General features: G+C 70.9%; 13 protein-coding genes. 2 read left to right on the forward strand and 11 right to left on the reverse strand.

The window, feature by feature from the left end:
• Positions 1 to 2: 2 nt before the first annotated feature.
• The 7 genes from QSK18_RS00580 to purN form a co-directional block, all read right to left on the reverse strand.
• Positions 3 to 1,334 (reverse strand): GlnX family signal transduction membrane protein, encoded by a 1,332-nt coding sequence (locus tag QSK18_RS00580; protein WP_285616275.1) that lies wholly within the window; start codon positions 1,332 to 1,334, stop codon positions 3 to 5.
• On the reverse strand, positions 1,331 to 2,884 hold the full coding sequence (locus QSK18_RS00585; RefSeq protein ID WP_285616276.1) for an AAA family ATPase: 1,554 nt from the start codon (positions 2,882 to 2,884) through the stop codon (positions 1,331 to 1,333). The genes QSK18_RS00580 and QSK18_RS00585 overlap by 4 nt, the downstream gene beginning before the upstream one ends.
• Positions 2,881 to 3,558, reverse strand: a complete 678-nt coding sequence (locus tag QSK18_RS00590; RefSeq protein WP_285616277.1) for a hypothetical protein — start codon at positions 3,556 to 3,558, stop codon at positions 2,881 to 2,883. The genes QSK18_RS00585 and QSK18_RS00590 overlap by 4 nt, the downstream gene beginning before the upstream one ends.
• Before the next feature lie 64 nt (positions 3,559 to 3,622).
• Positions 3,623 to 4,891, reverse strand: coding sequence for a toxic anion resistance protein (locus QSK18_RS00595; protein WP_232811350.1), 1,269 nt, complete (start codon positions 4,889 to 4,891; stop codon positions 3,623 to 3,625).
• A 172-nt stretch (positions 4,892 to 5,063) separates the two neighbouring features.
• The gene (locus QSK18_RS00600; protein WP_232811349.1) at positions 5,064 to 5,378 is read right to left on the reverse strand and encodes a DUF3017 domain-containing protein; all 315 of its coding nucleotides are present in this window, start codon (positions 5,376 to 5,378) and stop codon (positions 5,064 to 5,066) included.
• 14 nt (positions 5,379 to 5,392) lie between these two features.
• Positions 5,393 to 7,024 carry a bifunctional phosphoribosylaminoimidazolecarboxamide formyltransferase/IMP cyclohydrolase gene (gene purH, locus QSK18_RS00605; RefSeq protein WP_232811348.1) on the reverse strand — a complete coding sequence of 544 codons (1,632 nt, stop codon included), beginning with the start codon at positions 7,022 to 7,024 and terminating at the stop codon, positions 5,393 to 5,395.
• A 168-nt stretch (positions 7,025 to 7,192) separates the two neighbouring features.
• On the reverse strand, positions 7,193 to 7,849 hold the full coding sequence (gene purN / locus QSK18_RS00610) for a phosphoribosylglycinamide formyltransferase (protein WP_232811347.1): 657 nt from the start codon (positions 7,847 to 7,849) through the stop codon (positions 7,193 to 7,195).
• 185 nt (positions 7,850 to 8,034) lie between these two features.
• Between purN and QSK18_RS00615 the strand changes: the two genes are divergently transcribed.
• Positions 8,035 to 9,690 (forward strand): hypothetical protein, encoded by a 1,656-nt coding sequence (locus QSK18_RS00615; RefSeq protein WP_285616278.1) that lies wholly within the window; start codon positions 8,035 to 8,037, stop codon positions 9,688 to 9,690.
• Positions 9,691 to 9,693: 3 nt separating this feature from the next.
• Here QSK18_RS00615 and QSK18_RS00620 read toward each other — a convergent pair whose 3' ends face one another.
• The 3 genes from QSK18_RS00620 to sucC form a co-directional block, all read right to left on the reverse strand.
• Positions 9,694 to 11,271 (reverse strand): cell division protein PerM, encoded by a 1,578-nt coding sequence (locus QSK18_RS00620; protein ID WP_232811345.1) that lies wholly within the window; start codon positions 11,269 to 11,271, stop codon positions 9,694 to 9,696.
• A 217-nt stretch (positions 11,272 to 11,488) separates the two neighbouring features.
• A complete protein-coding gene (gene sucD / locus QSK18_RS00625; protein WP_232811344.1) occupies positions 11,489 to 12,376 on the reverse strand; it encodes a succinate--CoA ligase subunit alpha in 888 nt (295 codons plus the stop codon).
• Between the two features lie 3 nt (positions 12,377 to 12,379).
• Complete coding sequence (gene sucC, locus QSK18_RS00630; protein ID WP_285616279.1) at positions 12,380 to 13,561, reverse strand: ADP-forming succinate--CoA ligase subunit beta; 1,182 nt, start codon at positions 13,559 to 13,561, stop codon at positions 12,380 to 12,382.
• A 187-nt stretch (positions 13,562 to 13,748) separates the two neighbouring features.
• On the opposite strand from sucC, the gene QSK18_RS00635 reads away from it, so the two are divergent.
• Entirely contained in the window at positions 13,749 to 15,017 is a 1,269-nt protein-coding gene (locus QSK18_RS00635) for a glycoside hydrolase family 3 N-terminal domain-containing protein (RefSeq protein ID WP_285616280.1), read from the forward strand.
• Between the two features lie 2 nt (positions 15,018 to 15,019).
• Here QSK18_RS00635 and pcrA read toward each other — a convergent pair whose 3' ends face one another.
• A complete protein-coding gene (gene pcrA / locus QSK18_RS00640; protein WP_285616281.1) occupies positions 15,020 to 17,719 on the reverse strand; it encodes a DNA helicase PcrA in 2,700 nt (899 codons plus the stop codon).
• Positions 17,720 to 17,762 lie beyond the last annotated feature (43 nt).

The following is a 17,762-nucleotide window of genomic DNA, read 5'->3' on the forward strand; positions in this document are numbered from 1 at the left end:
CATCACCGGTACTCGTCGAGTCGGAGCGAGATCCCCCACCAGGCCCCGGCCGCGCACAGCACGCCGATGACCAGCAGGAGCAGAGCGATCAGCAGCAACGAGTCGTTCGCGGCGCCGAGCCGGTCGAGCGCGACCGTTCTCTGCTTGTCCAGGCTCAGCCGGGTCTGGTCGTCGTAGCTCTGGAACAAGGCGTTCCCCGAGCCTTCGCCCGAGCTGATCGCCTGGTCGACGGCGTCGTCCCACTGGCCTCTCAGGTCGAGATCGTTCACCTCTTCGTGAGCCGTTCCGTACTGCTCCAGCGCGGACTTGGCGTCGGGGTAGTCCAGCCCGTCGAGACTGCCCACGGCTTCGGTGTAGGCGTCTTGCCAGTCCTCGTCGGCGTCTGTGGCCGAGCCGCGGTCGATCAGAGTCAGGCTCTCCTGAGCCTTGGCGTCGAACGCTGCCACCCGCGAATCGCTGAGTTCGGTCGCGCGTTCCAGAGGGCCGAAGCGCACGTCGCTGGCCTCGCTCTGCGCCGACGACATCACCACCGCCGCGCTCGCCAGCACCGCGACCAGTCCCACGGTGGACACCGCGGCCGGGATGTTCACGTACCGATGGGAGTGCCGCGTGACCAGGAGCTGCGCATAGCCGAGCCCGCCGATCCCGATCACCGCGGCAACCAGCAGCAGCCAACGGGCGTTCTCCGACTGGGCGAAGGCATCGTCCTGGACCTGCGCGGAAGCATCAGCGCGAGCCTGCAGCAACGGCACGATGCCCTCGCTCTCACGGCCCTCCTGGGTCTCACCGCGCAGCAGCGTGCTGGCCGACTGCAGATAGCTGGCCCCGACCGTGTTGCCCTGCCGATTGTTGGCCCGGGCCGAGGAGATGTAGCCGGCATAGCGGGTGAGCAGCGCGTTCGCCCGGCCCAGCGTCTCGGCGTCGTCCTGGCTGTATCGGGAGGCCAGCGCCAGCTCGCTGGAGGCGTCGCGCAGCGCCGTGATGTAGTCGAGCCGCTGCTCCTGCGGTTCGAGACCGTCGCCGAGGAACGAGTTGGTGGCCGCGGCATTCGCCTCTACCAGCTTGGTCTGCACGCTCTGCAGTCGTAGCAGGTGCTCGGAGGAGGCCTTGGCCCGGTCGAGCGCCGACGAACGCATCTGCAGCGCCCACCCACCCAGCAGCGCAGAGATCACCACCGACAGCACAGCCCCGAGCGCAATCAGCCGCAGCCGCCCCGGACTACCGGCGAACGAGGCCCGCAGTGCCTGCCCGGCCGCCTGGATCCGGTTGGGCGGTGGCGCCGCCTCGGGACCACTCCGGATGAACACGGGCGCGGGCACAACCGTCTGACTCATGACGCACTCTCCTGCCCAGCGGGGTCGGTGTCCGGAGCGCTCACATCCGTGCTGACGTCTGCTTCGGGCGATTCGTTGCTTGCTACTTCGTCCTCGCTTGCTGCTTCGTCCTCGCCGTCCAGGTCGCTCGGCAGCAGTTCACGCAACTGCTCCACGGTGGGGGTCTCGACGTCTCTCAGCCGCCAGGCCTGGTGCCCGATCGCGGCCTCGAGCACGTTACGGGCCCAGCGCCCGTTGCCGAAACCGGTCGGCCGCTCGTCGGGCAGCAGTTCGCGGAAGCGTTCGCGCGTGGCCTCGCCCACCAGGTAGTCGGCGTTGCCGGCGTGCATCGAGAAGATCTGCTCGAGCTCGTCGTCGGTGTAGTCGTCGAACTCGATCGTGGTGCGGAACCGGCTGGACAGGCCCGGGTTGCTGGCAATGAAACTGGCCATCGGCAGCGGGTATCCGGCGACGATGACCACCAGGTCGTCGCGGTGGTCCTCCATCTCCTTGACCAGCGTGTCGATCGCCTCGGTGCCGTAGTCGTCGCCGGCGAGCGAGTAGGCCTCGTCGATGAACAGAACTCCGCCCAGGGCACTCTTGACCACCTCGGCGGTCTTCGGGGCGGTCTGCCCCAGGTAACCGGCCACCAGCTCCGACCGGTCGACCTCGACCAGGTGCCCCTGGCTGAGCAGCCCGAGGGCACGGTAGATGCCCGCCACCAGGCGGGCCACGGTGGTCTTGCCGGTGCCCGGGTTGCCGTTGAACACCAGGTGCCGGGTGATCGTGACGCTGCGCAGACCGGCCTCGGCCCGCAGCTTCTCGACCCGCAGAAGCTGCGCCTGCCGGTGAATCTCGTTCTTCACCGTGGTCAGGCCGATCAGCTCGTCGAGCTCGGCGAGCAGCTCTTCCAGCGACCTGGCCGGCGGCTCGGGTTCTTTCGGAGCTTCGACTGAGGACGCCAGTGAGGCCTGCTGCGGTTGGGCGGAGGTCAGGCCCGCGGCCGGGTTGGGATCGGTGTTCTGTGGCTGGGCCGGGTCTGGACCACCGGTGAAACGCCAGCCCCCAGGCAGATCCTGCACCGACAGGGGCCCGAAGGGCGCCAGGGTGGGGATCACGGGAGTGCTTGGAACATAGGACGATTGCGGCGCCGGCTCGGTGGGTGGCGGCAGGGGGCGGAGATTTGCCCCCGCCAGTTGAGCGGCCGAGGCGGCCGAGGCGTTGGCTACCACCCGCATCGACGGTTCGCCCAGCGAGCAGGCCGCGGAAGCCACCTCGGTGAGGGCCTTTGCGTAGTCTTCGGACTGGGGGGAGCCGGACCGGGCCAGCCTGGTGAGCAGTGCCGTGGGCGAGTTGCGCCAGCGCCGCGCGCTGCTGGCCGCATCGAAGAAGTCCTGCACGGTGCGACCCTGGGCCGCGGCCCACTGATGGGCGGCGCCAGTGGCCGACTCGGCGATGGCGGCCGCGAAAGCCGCACCCTCGGAACGCACCTCGGCCTCGTCGAGACCGGCGGCGACACCTGTGGCGGCAAGCTTCGCCAGGGCCGGAAGGAGTTCGTGGCGATCGTTCATGCCGCACCCGTCGGTGGTTCGAGCCGGCGTACCGGCGGGGTCCGGCCCGGATCGGTGGGCTCGTCTTCCAGCTCGATGCTCGGTGCGCGCTGGTCGGCGGACGGAGCGGTGCGCGGCGGCACCCCGGACAGCGGCGGCGGCGCCTGGCCGGGTTGCGGTGGCGCGTTGATCTGACCGATCTCCAGACCGGTTCCTGCACCGAACTTCTCGGCAAGGAACTGACCGTGGGCGATCAGGGCGGCGGCATCGGCCCGGACCACCGCGTCGAGGATCTGGTCCATCTTATAGGCCAGCAGGTCGAGCTGGTCGCAGAGCAGGAGCAGGGCCGTCTTGCCGTTGGCGATCGGCCGGGTGTCGGCCCACGAGCGGGGCAGCCGCAGGTAGCCGCCGACCGCCTCGGGCAGGTAGCTGGTGGCGGTGGCGACCACCGTGTGCGCCTGGTAGCTGCCCGCCCCGAGCTGGTCGAGCCGGGGGATCGTGTCGCGCACGATCGAGGCCACCCGGGCCACCCGGGACAGCACCATCGTGGGTACCCGGTCGGCGATCTCCTGCTCGAAGGCGGCCAGCTCGTCCAGCAGCTCGGCGCTGGTCTTCACCCTGGGCAGCTCCAGCCGGGGCTGCTCCGGCTCGGGCTCCCGGCCGAAGACCCGGCCGAGCCAGTCACCGAAGGACACGACGGCCCCGTTCTGCGCACATCTTCAGCTCTTCTGCTTCCCCGCTCGTGTCAGCGTCGCTTGCTCAGCGGCCCATGCCGAGGTCGAGCGAACCGCCCCGCTCGGCCTGCGCGGTGCGCTGGTCGTTGGCGTGCACCCGGTCGAGATAGCCGCGGGCCTTGGTGGTCTCGGTCTCCAGCGTGCCGATGGTGGCCGCCATCGTGTCCAGCGCCTGCACCTTGAACGTGTCGATCGCGTCCATCGTGGCGTAGATGTTGGCGAAGGCCCGCTGCAGCTCGGGCAGGCCGACCGCGGCCGACGCGGCGCCGGCCTGGATCCGCGCCGAGTTGTCCTTCAGCATCTCCGAGGTGCTCTCGATCATCCGCGAGGTGGTGCTGTTCAGCGCGGTGATCTGGTCGAGCACGAGCTGCTGGTTGGACAGCGCCTGGGCCACGATCACCGCGGTGCGCAGGGCCGAGACCGTGGTGGTGGTGGCCCGGTCGACGCCCTTGATCAGCTCCAGGTTGTTCTTGATGATGATGTCCATCGCCAGGTAGCCCTGGATCGACACGGCCAGCTGGGTGAGCAGGTCCTGGTGCTTCTGCCGGACGTAGAACAGGACGTCCTCGCGCAGGGCCTTGGCCCGCTGCGGGTCGGAGGCCTCGAACTCGGCGATCTGCGCCGACAGGCGCGAGTCCAGCCGCTCGGCCACGTAGATGTACTGGTTCAGCCGGGCCATCGTGGTCCAGAGGTGCTGCTTCTCCTGGTTCAGCGAGGCGTTGTCGCGACGCAGCTCGTCCTGGCCGTTGTAGAGCGCCTGGATGATCGCGTTGAGCTGCTCCTGCGCGCTCTGGTAGCGCTGGAAGTAGTCGCGCACCTTGTTGCCGAACGGGATCATCCCGAGGATCTTCTTGGTGCCGGTGGCCCCCTTGGGGTCCAGCTCCTCGACCGTGCGCCGCAGCTCCACCAGGGTGGCGCCGACCTTGGACCCCTTGGCCAGACCGCCCTCGTTCAACGCCTTCACCGGCACCTGGAGCAGCCGGTTGGAACTGTCGGCGGCCTCCCGGATGTCGGTGTCGCCCATCGTGCGCACGTCGTTGGTGCGGCTGGCGAACTCCGGCGACTTGGGGTCGGCCGACATCAGCGAGCCGATGTAGTCGTCCACCTTGGCGTCCAGCCCGGGCAGCGCCGCCGGGTCGATGGCCGGGGCCAGCTCCGGCGCCTGGGTCTGGGCGATCGCCGGCGGTGGCTCCGGCGCGGTCAGGGTGAGCGAGGACACAGCCGGAGCAGGGGGCTGCAGGGGGCTCGGGCGGCTGGCAGCAGCCTGACCGCCGGGGCTCGTAGGCTCGCTCATCGGATCCCTTTCGCGTCAGTTCCCCCCGGACACCGGTGAGGCATCAGGGCTTCCTGCGGGCCGAGGAGGGCCCGCACCTTGCACAACGCTCTGCCCCGGGCCGACGTTGCATGCTCGCCCCGGGAGGCCCCCACCCTCAGGTCAGCCTAAGCGCTGGGACCCTTCCGGCGGATCACCCACCGGGGACTTTCCAGGCCAACAGGGCAACCGCGACTCCCAGCACGTACATGGTCAGGACGTCCTGCTGCCGGGACCGCACGAGCAGCCCCAGGCAGAGGTAGTCGGGCAGCACCGCGCGAGCGGTGCCCCCGACCAGTGCGGCCAGCGCGAGCACGTACCCGCCGACCTGGAAGTTGATCAGCAGGGTCAGCGGCAGCGAGGCCGCGACCAGCAGCAGCACGACGAAGAACGCGGTCCGGCGAACCGGTAGCGACGGCCCCTCCACCCCGCTCAGCCCCCTGCTGTGACTCGTGGTCGGTGTGCTCACGGTGCCCGCTGCCCTCAGTGGGCGAAGTGCCGGGTGCCGGTGAGGTACATCGTGACGCCGGCGGCCTGCGCGGCGGCGATGACCTCCTCGTCACGGATCGACCCGCCCGGCTGGACCACGGCCCGGACCCCGGCCTCGAGCAGCACCTGCAGCCCGTCGGCGAAGGGGAAGAACGCGTCGGAGGCGGCGACCGCCCCCTTGGCCCGCTCGGCCCCGGCCCGCTCGACCGCCAGGCGGCACGAGTCGACCCGGTTGACCTGGCCCATCCCGATACCGACGCTGGCCCCGCCGTCGGCCAGCAGGATCGCGTTGGACTTCACCGCGCGGATGGCCCGCCAGGCGAACTCCAGGTCGGCCAGGGTGGCCTCGTCGGCCGGCTCACCGGCCACCAGACGCCACTTGGACGGCTCGTCGCCACCGGTGGTTGACTCGTCGCCGGCCCCGGCGTCGATCCGGTCGACGTTCTGGATCAGCAGACCGCCGCTGATCGGGCGGGTCTCGGTCGCCGCGGGCGCCGTCTCGGCCGGCACCTTCAGCAGCCGGATGTTCTTCTTCCGGGTGAGCACCTCGAGCGCGGCGGGCTCGAAGTCGGGAGCGGCCACCACCTCGGTGAAGATCTCGGACAGCTGCTCGGCCATCGCCGCGCTGACCGTCTGGTTGGTGGCCACCACGCCGCCGTAGGCCGAGACCGGGTCGCAGTTGTGCGCCTTCAGGTGGGCCCCGGCGACGCCGTCGGTCCCGCTCTCGACCGCGATGCCGCACGGGTTGTTGTGCTTGATCACGGCGACCGTGGGCAGGGTGCCGTGGTCGTGCGCGGCCCGCCAGGCGGCGTCGGTGTCGACGTAGTTGTTGTACGACATCTCCTTGCCGTGCAGCTGCTCGGCGTGCGCCAGGCCGGGCCGGCCGCTCTTGTACAGCGCGGCCTTCTGGTGCGGGTTCTCGCCGTAGCGCAGCACCGTCTCGCGCTCGTAGGTGGCGCCGGCCCAGACCGGGAAGCCGGAGCCGTCTTCGGCGGGGGCGAGCACGTTGCCCATCCAGGAGGCGACCGCCACGTCGTAGTCGGCGGTGTGGCGGAACGCGGCGGCGGCCAGCTGCTGCCGCTCGGCCAGGGTGAAGCCGCCGGCAGCGACCGCGGCCAGGACGTCGGAGTAGCGGGCCGGGTCGACCACGACGGCCACCGACGGGTGGTTCTTCGCGGCGCCGCGCACCATGCTCGGGCCGCCGATGTCGATCTGCTCGACGCACTCGTCGGGGGTGGCGCCGGAGGCCACGGTGGCCGTGAACGGGTAGAGGTTGCTGATCAGCAGGTCGAACGGCTCGACGCCGAGCTCGCCCAGCTGCTGCACGTGCGAGTCGAGGCGGCGGTCGGCCAGCAGCCCGGCGTGCACCTTGGGGTGCAGGGTCTTCACCCGGCCGTCGAGGCACTCGGGGAAGCCGGTGAGGTCTTCGACCTTGGTGACCGGGACCCCGGCGGCGGCGATCCGCCCGGCGGTGGAACCGGTGGAGACCAGGGCCACCCCGGCCTCGTGCAGGCCGCGGGCCAGCTCTTCGAGACCGGTCTTGTCGTAGACGGAGACCAGGGCCCGGCGGATCGGGAGCCGGGAGGCCGCAGCGGCGGGAACGGGGGTGGCAGTGGTTTCACTCACGGCACCAGACGATATCCGTTACCGGTGACAGTTCTGCACCGGCTGCGGCCCGGTACCGGTGGTTCCAGGGACGGTTTCCGGGACACCACCGGGTGGCTACCGGGGACGCCTCCGGGCACTCCCCGATCGCCCCGCCCGGCAGAACGCGCCGGGGCCCCCTGGGGCGGCTCAGCCGAGGCGGACCTTGCGGCCCTCCACCTTCCAGCCCTTGGTGCTCATCCGCTCCACCACGTCCACCAGCAGGTCCCGCTCCAGCACCTTGATCCGCTCGTGCAGCGTCTCCTCGGTGTCCTCGTCCAGGACGTCGGTGGCCCGCTGGGCGATGATCGGCCCGGTGTCGGTGCCCGCGTCGACCAGGATCACCGAGCAGCCGGTCACCTTCACCCCGTGCGCCATCGCGTCACGCACCCCGTGCGCCCCGGGGAAGGCCGGCAGCAGGGCCGGGTGGGTGTTGATGATCCGCCCGCCGTACCTGGTCAGCAGGGGCTCGCCGACGATCCGCATGAAACCGGCCAGCACGATCAGGTCGGGCGCGAACGCCTCGACCGCGCGCAGCAGGCCCCGGTCCCAGGCGGCCCGGTCGGGGAAGTCCTTCACCTCGACCACCGCCGTGGGCACCCCGGCCCGGCGGGCCCGCTCCAGGCCGAGCGCGTCGGCGCGGTCGGAGAGCACGGAACTGATGGTGTAGCCCTGCGCGTTGTCCAGAAGTGCCTGCAGCAGTGTGCCGCTGCCGGACACGATGACGGCGACCCGCGGCAACGCCGCGGCCCCGCCCTGGGTTCCGGCGTCTGCGGCCGCTGCGGGTACCTGGGGATCCTCGGTCACGAACGGAGACGATAGCCAGGCCCGGACGGCATCCGGGCGCCGGAGGTGGCGAAGTCCGCCGCCAACTGTGGCCGCAACCGTGACCGCAGCAGACCTGCGCCGGGCCGAACTGCCGGTACAACAGCATTTGAGACCATTCGAAAGACCGGCCGCCCCGGCGGTCCCCGAGCCAACGATGAGGAGCCGTGCCGAGCACCCCCAACCCTGGGCCTGGCCACACCTGGCCCGACGCACCGGAGAAGAGCCCGGTGCCGCAGGACGACGACCGCCGCACCGAGGTGGCCGGCGCCCCCGCGGGGAGCCCACACGCCCCAGGCCGGCCATCGGAGCCGGCCAACTCGAAGGCCGAAGGCTCAGGGGAAGAGGCCTCGGAACCCCAGGGCTCCGGCCCGGAAGACCTGAGCCCTCCCCGCCCCCGCGCCACGTCCGAAGAAGGGGGCTCGTCCCCGATCCCGCCCCACGAGACCGGCGCCACCCGCCGGCCGCCCCTGCCCCCCGGCCAGATCCCGGCCGCCTGGCTGCAGGAGGAGCCGCTCGCCGCGAGCCCGGCCCCCCTGGACGACGAGGCTGAGACCAACCAGGTGAAGGCCACCGGCGAACTGACGGGCGCTGCGGGCCGTGGTGGCGAGGTCGAGACCCACGACCACCCGGCTCGGAGCACGGAGCCAGGGCCGGACAAGATCGAAGTCGGCATTGATCAGACCGGGCCGGGCGAGGCGGACGGCAGCACTGTGAGTGAGAAGGCGGCCCAGGGTCAGACGGTCGAGGAGCGGAATTCGGACAGCCAAACCGCCACGGAGACCACCGCAGGCCAAACCCCGCCCAGCCAGGCTACTTACGGGCAGCCGCCGGCCAACCAGGCCACCCCCGGACAGGTATCCCCTGCTCAGGCTCCTCACGGCCAGCCGACTCCCGGGCAGCCGCAGAACGACCACCCCTCATCCGGCCAGACGCTGCCTGGCCAGGCTCCCTACGGCCAGTATCCGGGGCCCGGCGAGGCCTGGTCCCAGGACTCGACGCCTCAGGGACAGCCTGGCTCACCCGGCCAGTACGGTCAGCCCACGCCGAACACCCAGCCCGCCCCGTACGGCCAGCCGGGCCATTTCGGCCCGACGGACCAAACGGGCCAGTTCAGCCAGCCGAACCAGTTCGCTCAAACGGGCCAACTCGGCCAGTACGGGCAGCCCGGCCAGGCAAGCCAGTTCGGTCAATCGGGCCAGTTCGGCGAAGCAAGCCAGTTCGGCCCGGCGGGCCCGTACGGACAACCGGGTCCCTACAACCAGTACGGCCAGCCGGGCCCTTACAACCAGTTCCATCAGCCCGGCCCGTACGGCCAGTTCGGTCAGCCGGGCGGGCCAGGCCAATCCGGCGGACCGGGCGGACCGGGGCAGCAGGGCTGGAACCTGCCCGACCGCAGGCGCAAGAGCCCCGACGAACTGAAGGCCCTGGCGCTGCGCACCCGCGACCGGCTCAGGCTGTTCATCATCATGGTGATCGGCCTGCTGATCGTGACCTCGCTGGCCCTGCCCTTCCGGCTGGCCGGGATCGCGCTCGGGCTGGCCGGGGCGTTCGTCGGCATCCGGGTCCTGATCGGCCTGGCCGAGATGCGGCGCGCCGGAATGCCCGCCCGCGGCGTGGTCTTCACCGTGTTCGGGCTGGGGGTGACCGGGTTGCTCCTGCTGATCCTGCTCACCCAGGCGGTCTACTACCCGGTGATCTCGGACCTGGAGAAGTGCCAGAGCCGGGCCAGCACCGACACCGCCGAGAAGGCCTGCCTGGACGAGACGAACGACCGGTTCGACAGCATTCTGGAAGACCTGAACCAGCGCTCCGGGAGCTGAGTCTCAGGAGGCGTGGCGGGGCGGGTCCGTGCGTTTGCGCGGGCCCGGCCCGGGCCGGTCCAGCCAGGCCAGCGGGTCCGCCCCCACATCGGCCAGCGAGGCCGGCTTCTTGGCCGTCCCCGCCGCCGTGGCCGAGGCACCCGGGGCATCAGCGATGCCGGACACGAGCAGCCCTTCGGCGGGAGTCCGGGCCGGACGCGGGATACCGCGGCCCGGGGTACCACCAGACATCGGCACGTCAGCAGCAGCGCTCTTACGTGACCCGATGAGACGACGCACCACGAGCCCGACAGCCACCGTAAGCACGATCGCGCCACCAGCCTCGGCCGCCATGAACAGAGCCAGTGTCGGGACGTCGGGCCCCATCACGTCGAGCCGGCCGGGCCCGGCCGCACCACCGGAAAGCCAGCCGAGCAGGGTCCAGGCGAGAACCATGAGCAGACCGGCAACGACCGCGCGGACCAGGGGTACGCGCACATGATGGGGCACCCGCTCGATCATCCGGCGGGTGGGCGAGGCGTCAATGTGGATCAGGTTGCGGCCGAGAGGCATCCGCAGCACGCGGTAACCGGTCACCAGGCCGCCCAGCACCGGGATCGCCATCAGCAACCAGAGCGTTTCCGGGCCGGGGGCGGAGGGCAGGGCGCCCAGGACGGGCAGCGCCGGCAACGCCCCGACGTCGAGCTGGCCGGGGGCCACAGTGGTGCCCTCCCCCACCGAGAAGCCTGCCCCCGCCGCATAGGAGCCGGACCAGATCGTCAGGTTCGGCACCACGAGCAACTGCCCCAGGGTCAGCACGATCCCGCCGACCACGCCCGGGGCGAGCGCTGAATGCAGCTGCGTGACCCGGTCCCAGCCCAGCACGGTGGCCACGACGAAGAGCACCAGAGCCGCGGCGAGCTGCACCGCGAGCCCCAGCAGAACTGGCCGGAAGCAGCGGCGGATCACCTTGGGCGCGCGAGACTTGTCCACCAGCAGGCGCAGCCCGGGGATCACTCCCCCGCCCACCCAGGCGGCCATCCCCGCCGCGCCGGCCAGGCAGACGATCACCATCGCGCCGGCGAACGCCTGGCCCAGCAGGGGGCGGACCTGCGAGGTCGTCACCAGCGTGGCCATCGCCGTCACCGTGCCCGCATAGCTGAACGCGAACACCGCCATCGCCTTCGGCCGGGGCGCCCGGGGGCGGGCCCGGCCGATTCCCTCGCGGATCTGGTCGGTGTTCGGGTCCAGTCCCCGGGCCAGCCGAACCCCGCCGAACCAGCAGCTGACCACCGGGATCAGCAGCAGGCCGATCGGGACCAGCCCGATGTGCCCGTCCGGGATCACGATGCCGACGTGGTGCCCGAGCAGCCAGGCGCCGATCCCCAGCTGGACCACGTCGGTCCAGGGGGCCCGGCTGTACGAGGCCGTGGCCCAGGCCAGCACCACCGGCACCATCACCACCACGAGTGAGGCCAGGGCCGCCTGAACAGCCACGACGGCGGAGTAGAGCACCATGTTCGGGCGCCGGCCCGGCCCGGCCACCACCGGAGCCGGGGGCGTGCCGGGGCGGAGGCCGATGCGTTCCCGTACGGTGCTCATCCCCGTCATGCTGGTCGAGGAAACGCCCCTGACGTGGGACTTCCACGGGGGTGTCGCCAGATCCGTGACGAGTCACAGTTTTGGGGCGTACCGCTCGACCCGCGAGCCGCCACCCCCGAACTCGCCGCTCCCCGCGAGCAGGCCCACAAACGTCCTAAAAAAGGTTTGGCCGCAGGGAGCCCACCATCGGCTGCCCTGCGGCCAAAAACCGCAAGCGTCAGAGAGCGCTGACGATCTCCCGCATCAGCTGGGCGGTTTCGCTCGGCGTCTTGCCGACCTTCACCCCGGCGGCCTCGAGGGCCTCCTTCTTCGCCTGCGCGGTGCCCGACGAGCCGGACACGATCGCGCCCGCGTGGCCCATCGTCTTGCCCTCGGGGGCGGTGAAACCCGCGACGTAGCCGACGACCGGCTTGGTCACGTGCTCCTTGATGTAGGCCGCGGCCCGCTCCTCGGCGTCGCCACCGATCTCGCCGATCATCACGATCGCCTTGGTCTCCGGGTCGGCCTCGAACGCGGCGAGCGCGTCGATGTGGGTGGTCCCGATCACCGGGTCACCACCGATGCCCACGCCGGACGAGAAGCCGATGTCCCGCAGCTCGTACATCATCTGGTAGGTCAGCGTGCCGCTCTTGCTGACCAGCCCGATCGGGCCCGGGCCGGTGATGCTGGCCGGGATGATGCCGACGTTCGACTTGCCGGGGCTGATCAGGCCCGGGCAGTTCGGCCCGATCAGCCGGGTGGTGCCGGAGTTGACCGCGTGCTGATAGAAGTCGGCGGTGTCGTGCACCGGCACGCCCTCGGTGATCACCACGGCCAGCGGGATGCCCGCGTCGATCGCCTCGTACGCCGCGGCCTTGGTGAAGGCGGCGGGCACGAAGATGACGCTGACGTCGGCGCCGGTCTCCTTGATCGCCTCGGCGACCGTGCCGAACACCGGCACGGACACGCCACCCTCGAACTCGACCGTGGTGCCGGCCTTGCGCGGGTTCACGCCGCCGACGATCTGGGTGCCCGACTTCAGCATCAGCTGGGCGTGCTTCTTGCCCTCGGAGCCGGTCAGGCCCTGGACGATGACCTTGCTGTTCTCGTCGATGAAGATCGCCATCGCTCAGGCTCCCTTGGCTGCGAGCTCGGCCGCGCGGGAGGCGGCGCCGTCCATCGTGTCCACCTGCTCCAGGCCCGCGAGCCCGGCGTCGGTGAGGATCTGCCGGCCCAGCTCGGCGTTGTTGCCGTCGAGGCGGACGACCAGCGGGCGGGTCACGCTCTCGCCCCGGGACTCCAGCAGCTGGAAGGCCTGCACGATGCCGTTCGCCACCGCGTCGCAGGCGGTGATACCGCCGAAGACGTTGACGAACACCGACTTCACCTGCGGGTCGGAGAGGATGATCTCCAGGCCGTTGGCCATCACCTCGGCGCTGGCGCCACCGCCGATGTCGAGGAAGTTGGCCGGACGCGAGCCACCGAACTGCTCACCGGCGTAGGCGACCACGTCGAGCGTGCTCATCACGAGCCCGGCGCCGTTACCGATGATGCCGACGTTGCCGTCGAGCTTCACGTAGTTGAGGTTCTTCTCCTTGGCCTTCGCCTCGAGCGGGTCGGCGGCGGCCTGGTCGGCCAGGGCCTCGTGCTCGGGGTGGCGGAAGCCGGCGTTCTCGTCCAGCGAGACCTTGCCGTCGAGCGCGACGATCTTGCCGTCACCGCTCTTGATCAGCGGGTTGACCTCGACGAGGGTCGCGTCCTCGGACTTGAACACGGTCCAGAGCTTCTGGATGACCTCGACGATCTGCGGCTTGACGGCCTCGTCGAACCCGGCGGCGTCGATGATCTCCTGAGCCTTCGCGGCGTCGATGCCGGTGATGGCGTCGACGGGGATGCGGGCCAGGGCCTCCGGGCGCTCGACCGCAAGCTCCTCGATCTCCATGCCGCCCTCACGGGAGGCCATGGCGAGGTAGGTACGGTTGGCCCGGTCGAGCAGCACCGAGAAGTAGTACTCCTCGGCGATGTCGGCGCCCTGGGTGATCATGACCCGGCGGACCGGCAGGTCCTTGATGGTCAGCGCGAGAATGTCCTTGGCGCGCTCGGCGGCCTCTTCGGGGGACTTGGCGAGCTTGACGCCGCCCGCCTTACCCCGGCCACCGGCCTTCACCTGCGCCTTGACGACGACTACGGAGCCTTCAAGCTTGCTGGCGGCCTCGGCGGCCTGTTCCGGTGTGTCGGCCACGAGGGCGTCCAGCACCGGTACGCCGTGGGCCGCGAACAGGTCGCGAGCCTGGTATTCGTAAAGATCCACGGGTGGGGTCCTCAACGACGGGGACGGTTGTGTCGTCGAGCCTAGTCCGGACAGGTTGGTGTGCCGGACCAAGCGGCCGTGTAGCGCGTCACGTCGGTGATGGTTCAGAAATTTGAGGACGAGGGTGGGCACCGTGGCGGGGCGCCTCACCGGGAGTGGGGGGCCAGGGACATGACAGGCTGCAGGGGTGACTGAGGCTTACCGGCATCCGCGACGGCACCCTGTCCTGCGCGCAGGCGCACTGGCCGGCCTGGTGGCGACCGGTCTGGTGCTGTCCGGCTGCTCGGCCGGGGAGGAGGATCCGCAGGCGCAGCCCGGTGTCTCACCCACCACCGACAGCCGCGACCTTCCCGCCGCTTCGAGCACTCCCACCGCATCCCCGCAGCCGACGGCCACCGTCGATCCGGGTACCGCCTGCGTGCAGTCGGCAGTGTCGGCCATGAGCGTCGCCGAGCAGGCCGGGCAGCTGGTGATGGCCGGCACCCCGCTGACCGATGCGGACGCAGTGGTGCCGGTGGTGAAGCGCAATCACCTGGGCTCGGTGTTCCTGCACGGGCGCAGCGGTCGTTCCGCGGGCGGGCTGCTCAAGGAGATCGGCCGGATCCCGGCGATGGAGGCCGGCGGGGCGAAGATCGAGCCGCTGGTCTCGATCGACCAGGAGGGCGGGGCCGTGCAGTCGCTGCGCGGTTCCCGGTGGGGCGACCTGCCCCGGGCCCGCACGCAGGGCGAGTGGAACTCGGCCCGCCTGACCGAGGAGACCGAAAGCTGGGCCAAAGACCTTGCCCAGGCCGGGATCTCGATGAATCTGGCGCCGGTGGCCGACGTGGTGCCCAGCGGCACCGAGAACCGCAACCCCCCGATCGGTAAGTACGGACGTGAGTACGGCACCGACAGTGCAACGGTCGCCAAGGCGGTGGCGACGGTCACCGAGGCCCTGCGCTCACAGGGGGTGGTCGCGACCGTGAAGCACTTCCCCGGGCTGGGGCGGGTGCCGCTGAACACCGACCTCTCCGGCGACGTGGTGGACACGAAGACCACGGTGGACGACCCGTACCTGGGGGCCTTCCGGGCCGGGATCAACGCCGGGGCGGGTGCGGTGATGATGTCCTCGGCCACCTACGAGCAGATCGACCCGGACAACCGGGCGGTGTTCTCGTCGGCGGTGATCACCGATCTGCTGCGTGAGCAGATGGGCTTCTCGGGCGTGGTGATGACCGACGACGTTGGCGCGGCCAAGGCCGTTGCCGACGTCGCCCCCGGCCAGCGCGCGGTGCGCTTCGTCGAGGCCGGGGGTGACCTGGTGCTCACCGTCGAGGCAGACCTGGCCCGCCCGATGATGACGGCGTTGTCGTCGAAGGCGGCCAAGGACGAGGATTTCGCCGCCAAGGTGGAGGCCTCCGCGACCCGGGTGCTGACCCTGAAGTTGCAGGCCGGCCTGATGACCTGCGACTCCTAGCGCTAGAGCTTGGTGACCGGGGCGTAGCGCAGCAGCAGGCGTTTCACCTCTCCGCCGAAGTCGATGTGCGCCACCGTCTTGTCGCCCTCGCCGACCACCTCGACCACCTTGCCCATGCCGAACGCGTCGTGGGTGACCCGGTCTCCGGTGGAAAGGCTGATCAGCGGCCGGTTGCCGGGCCCCCGGCCGCCCGGGCGGGCGGCGAGCCGGGCCACGGCCGGGCTCGCCTGCGACCGCATCTGGGTGGACTCGCTGCGCCGCCAGGTGATGAGGCCGGGCGGGATCTCGTTGAGGAACCGGCTGGGCGGGTTGTAGCTGGGCTGGCCCCAGGCGCTGCGGATGGCCGCGCGGGTGATGTACAGCCGCTCTTCGGCCCGGGTCAGGCCGACGTAGGCCAGGCGGCGTTCCTCGGCGAGCTCCTTCGGTTCCTTCAGCGAGCGCATGTGCGGGAACGCGCCGTCCTCCATGCCGGTGAGGAAGACGACCGGGAACTCCAGGCCCTTGGCGGTGTGCAGGGTCATCAGCGTGATGACCCCCTCGTCGGCCCGGCGCTTGGCCTCGTCCTCGTCCTCGTCGGGGATCTCGTCGGCGTCGGCCACCAGCGAGACCTGCTCGAGGAAGTCCTGCAGGCTGCCGTCGGGCGTGGTGCGGGCGTACTCCTGGGTGACGGCCACCAGCTCGGCCAGGTTCTCCACCCGGGTCTCGTCCTGCGGGTCGTGGCTGTTCTGCAGCTCTTCCAGGTAGCCCGTCTGCTCCAGCACCGCCTGCAGCACGATGGCCGGGTCGGCGCCGCCCTCGAGCAGGGTGCGCAGCTCGTCGAGCAGGAGCGCGAACTTCTTCACGGCGGTGAGCGAGCGGGTGGCCAGGCCCGGCGCCTCCTGCGCGCGGAACAGCGCGTCGCCGAACGAGATCCGCTCCCGGTCGGCCAGCGCCACCAGGGCGCCCTCGGCCCGGTCGCCGATGCCGCGCTTGGGCACGTTGATGATGCGCCGCAGGTTGACCGTGTCGGACGGGTTCACCAGCACCCGCAGGTAGGCCAGGGCGTCCTTGATCTCGCGGCGCTCGTAGAACCGGGTGCCGCCGACCACCTTGTAGGGCAGACCGGCCCGGACCAGCACCTCTTCCAAGGCCCGGGACTGTGCGTTGGTGCGGTAGAACACCGCCACGTCGCCCGGGCGGACCTTGTCGCTCTTGCCCAGCCGCTCGATCTCCTCGGCGACGAAGGCGGCCTCGTCGTGCTCGTCGTCGGCCACGTAACCGGTGATCTGCGCCCCGGCGGCCCCGGCCGTCCACAGTTTCTTCGGTTTGCGGTCGGGGTTGTTCTCGATCACCGCGTTGGCCGCGGACAGGATGGTCTGGGTGGAGCGGTAGTTCTGCTCCAGCATGATGGTGCGGGCCTGCGGGTAGTCGAGCTCGAACTCGATGATGTTGCGGATCGAGGCGCCGCGGAAGGCGTAGATCGACTGGTCGGCGTCACCCACCACGGTGAGCTCGGCCATCGGGATCTGCGGCCGCTCCGGCTCGCCGGGCTTGGCCGGCCGGGGCTGGGTGGCCGTCTCGCCGCCGACCAGTTCGCGGATGAGCACGTACTGGGCGTGGTTGGTGTCCTGGTACTCGTCGACCATGATGTGCCGGAACCGCCGCCGGTACTGCTCGGCCACCTCGGGGAAGGCCTGCAGGATGTTGACCGTGGTCATGATCAGGTCGTCGAAGTCGAGCGCGTTGGCCTGGCGCAGCCGCCGCTGGTAGCCGGTGTAGACCTCGGCCAGGTTGCGCTCGGCCGGGTTGCCCTCGCCGATCCGGTGGGAGTTGGTCTCCTCGTCGACCAGCTCGTTCTTCAGGTTCGAGATCTGGGCGGCGAGCCCGCGCGGCGGGTACTTCTTCGGGTCGAGGTCGAGCTCGCGGGCGACCAGGCCGATCAGCCGCTGCGAGTCGGCCGAGTCGTAGATCGAGAAGTTGGAGCGCAGGCCCACGTGCGTGGCCTCGCGGCGCAGGATGCGCACGCAGGAGCTGTGGAAGGTGGAGACCCAGATCGAGGAGGCGCGCGGGCCGACCATGGTGGCCACCCGCTCGCGCATCTCGGCCGCGGCCTTGTTGGTGAAGGTGATGGCCAGGATCTGCCCGGGCCGCACCCCGCGGGCGGCCAGCAGGTAGCCGATGCGGTGGGTGAGCACCCGGGTCTTGCCCGAGCCGGCCCCAGCCAGGATCAGCAGCGGTGAGTCGCGGTGCAGCACCGCGGCGGCCTGCTGCTCGTTCAGCCCCTCGACCAGCTTGTCCGGATCGAGGTCGGGGGCGATCGCCCGCAGGTCACGCTGCGGCGCCCCGCCCTGCTCCTCCTCGCCCTTGGCGATCTTGGGCAGGGGGTAGCGCTTGGCCGAACGCTCGGCGGCGAGCTGCCGGGCCTTCTCCTTCGGCGACAGTTCCACTGCTGCCTCGGGAACCGCCTTCTCGACCTCCGGCGCGACCTTCGGCGCAACCTCGAGCGGGACCTCCGCCTGGACCGCCGACTGGGCGGCGGGCTGACTCGCCGCCTGAGCCGCCTGAGCCGCCGGTGCCGGACCGGCGGCGGACTTGGCTGCCCGGGCCGCCGCTCGGACGGCCGCGGCCCCACGGGCAGCCGGGGTGGTCGGGGCAGCCGGTTCGGCCGCGGCGGCCCCCTTGGGCGCCGGCGTCTCGTCGGGGAGGTCGAATAGCGTGCTCATCGGAAATCAGCCTACGTGCCCGCACCGACAGCCTTGACCAGAG

The sequence above is a fragment of the Kineosporia sp. NBRC 101677 genome (genome assembly GCF_030269265.1).
Classification (GTDB): domain Bacteria; phylum Actinomycetota; class Actinomycetes; order Actinomycetales; family Kineosporiaceae; genus Kineosporia; species Kineosporia rhizophila.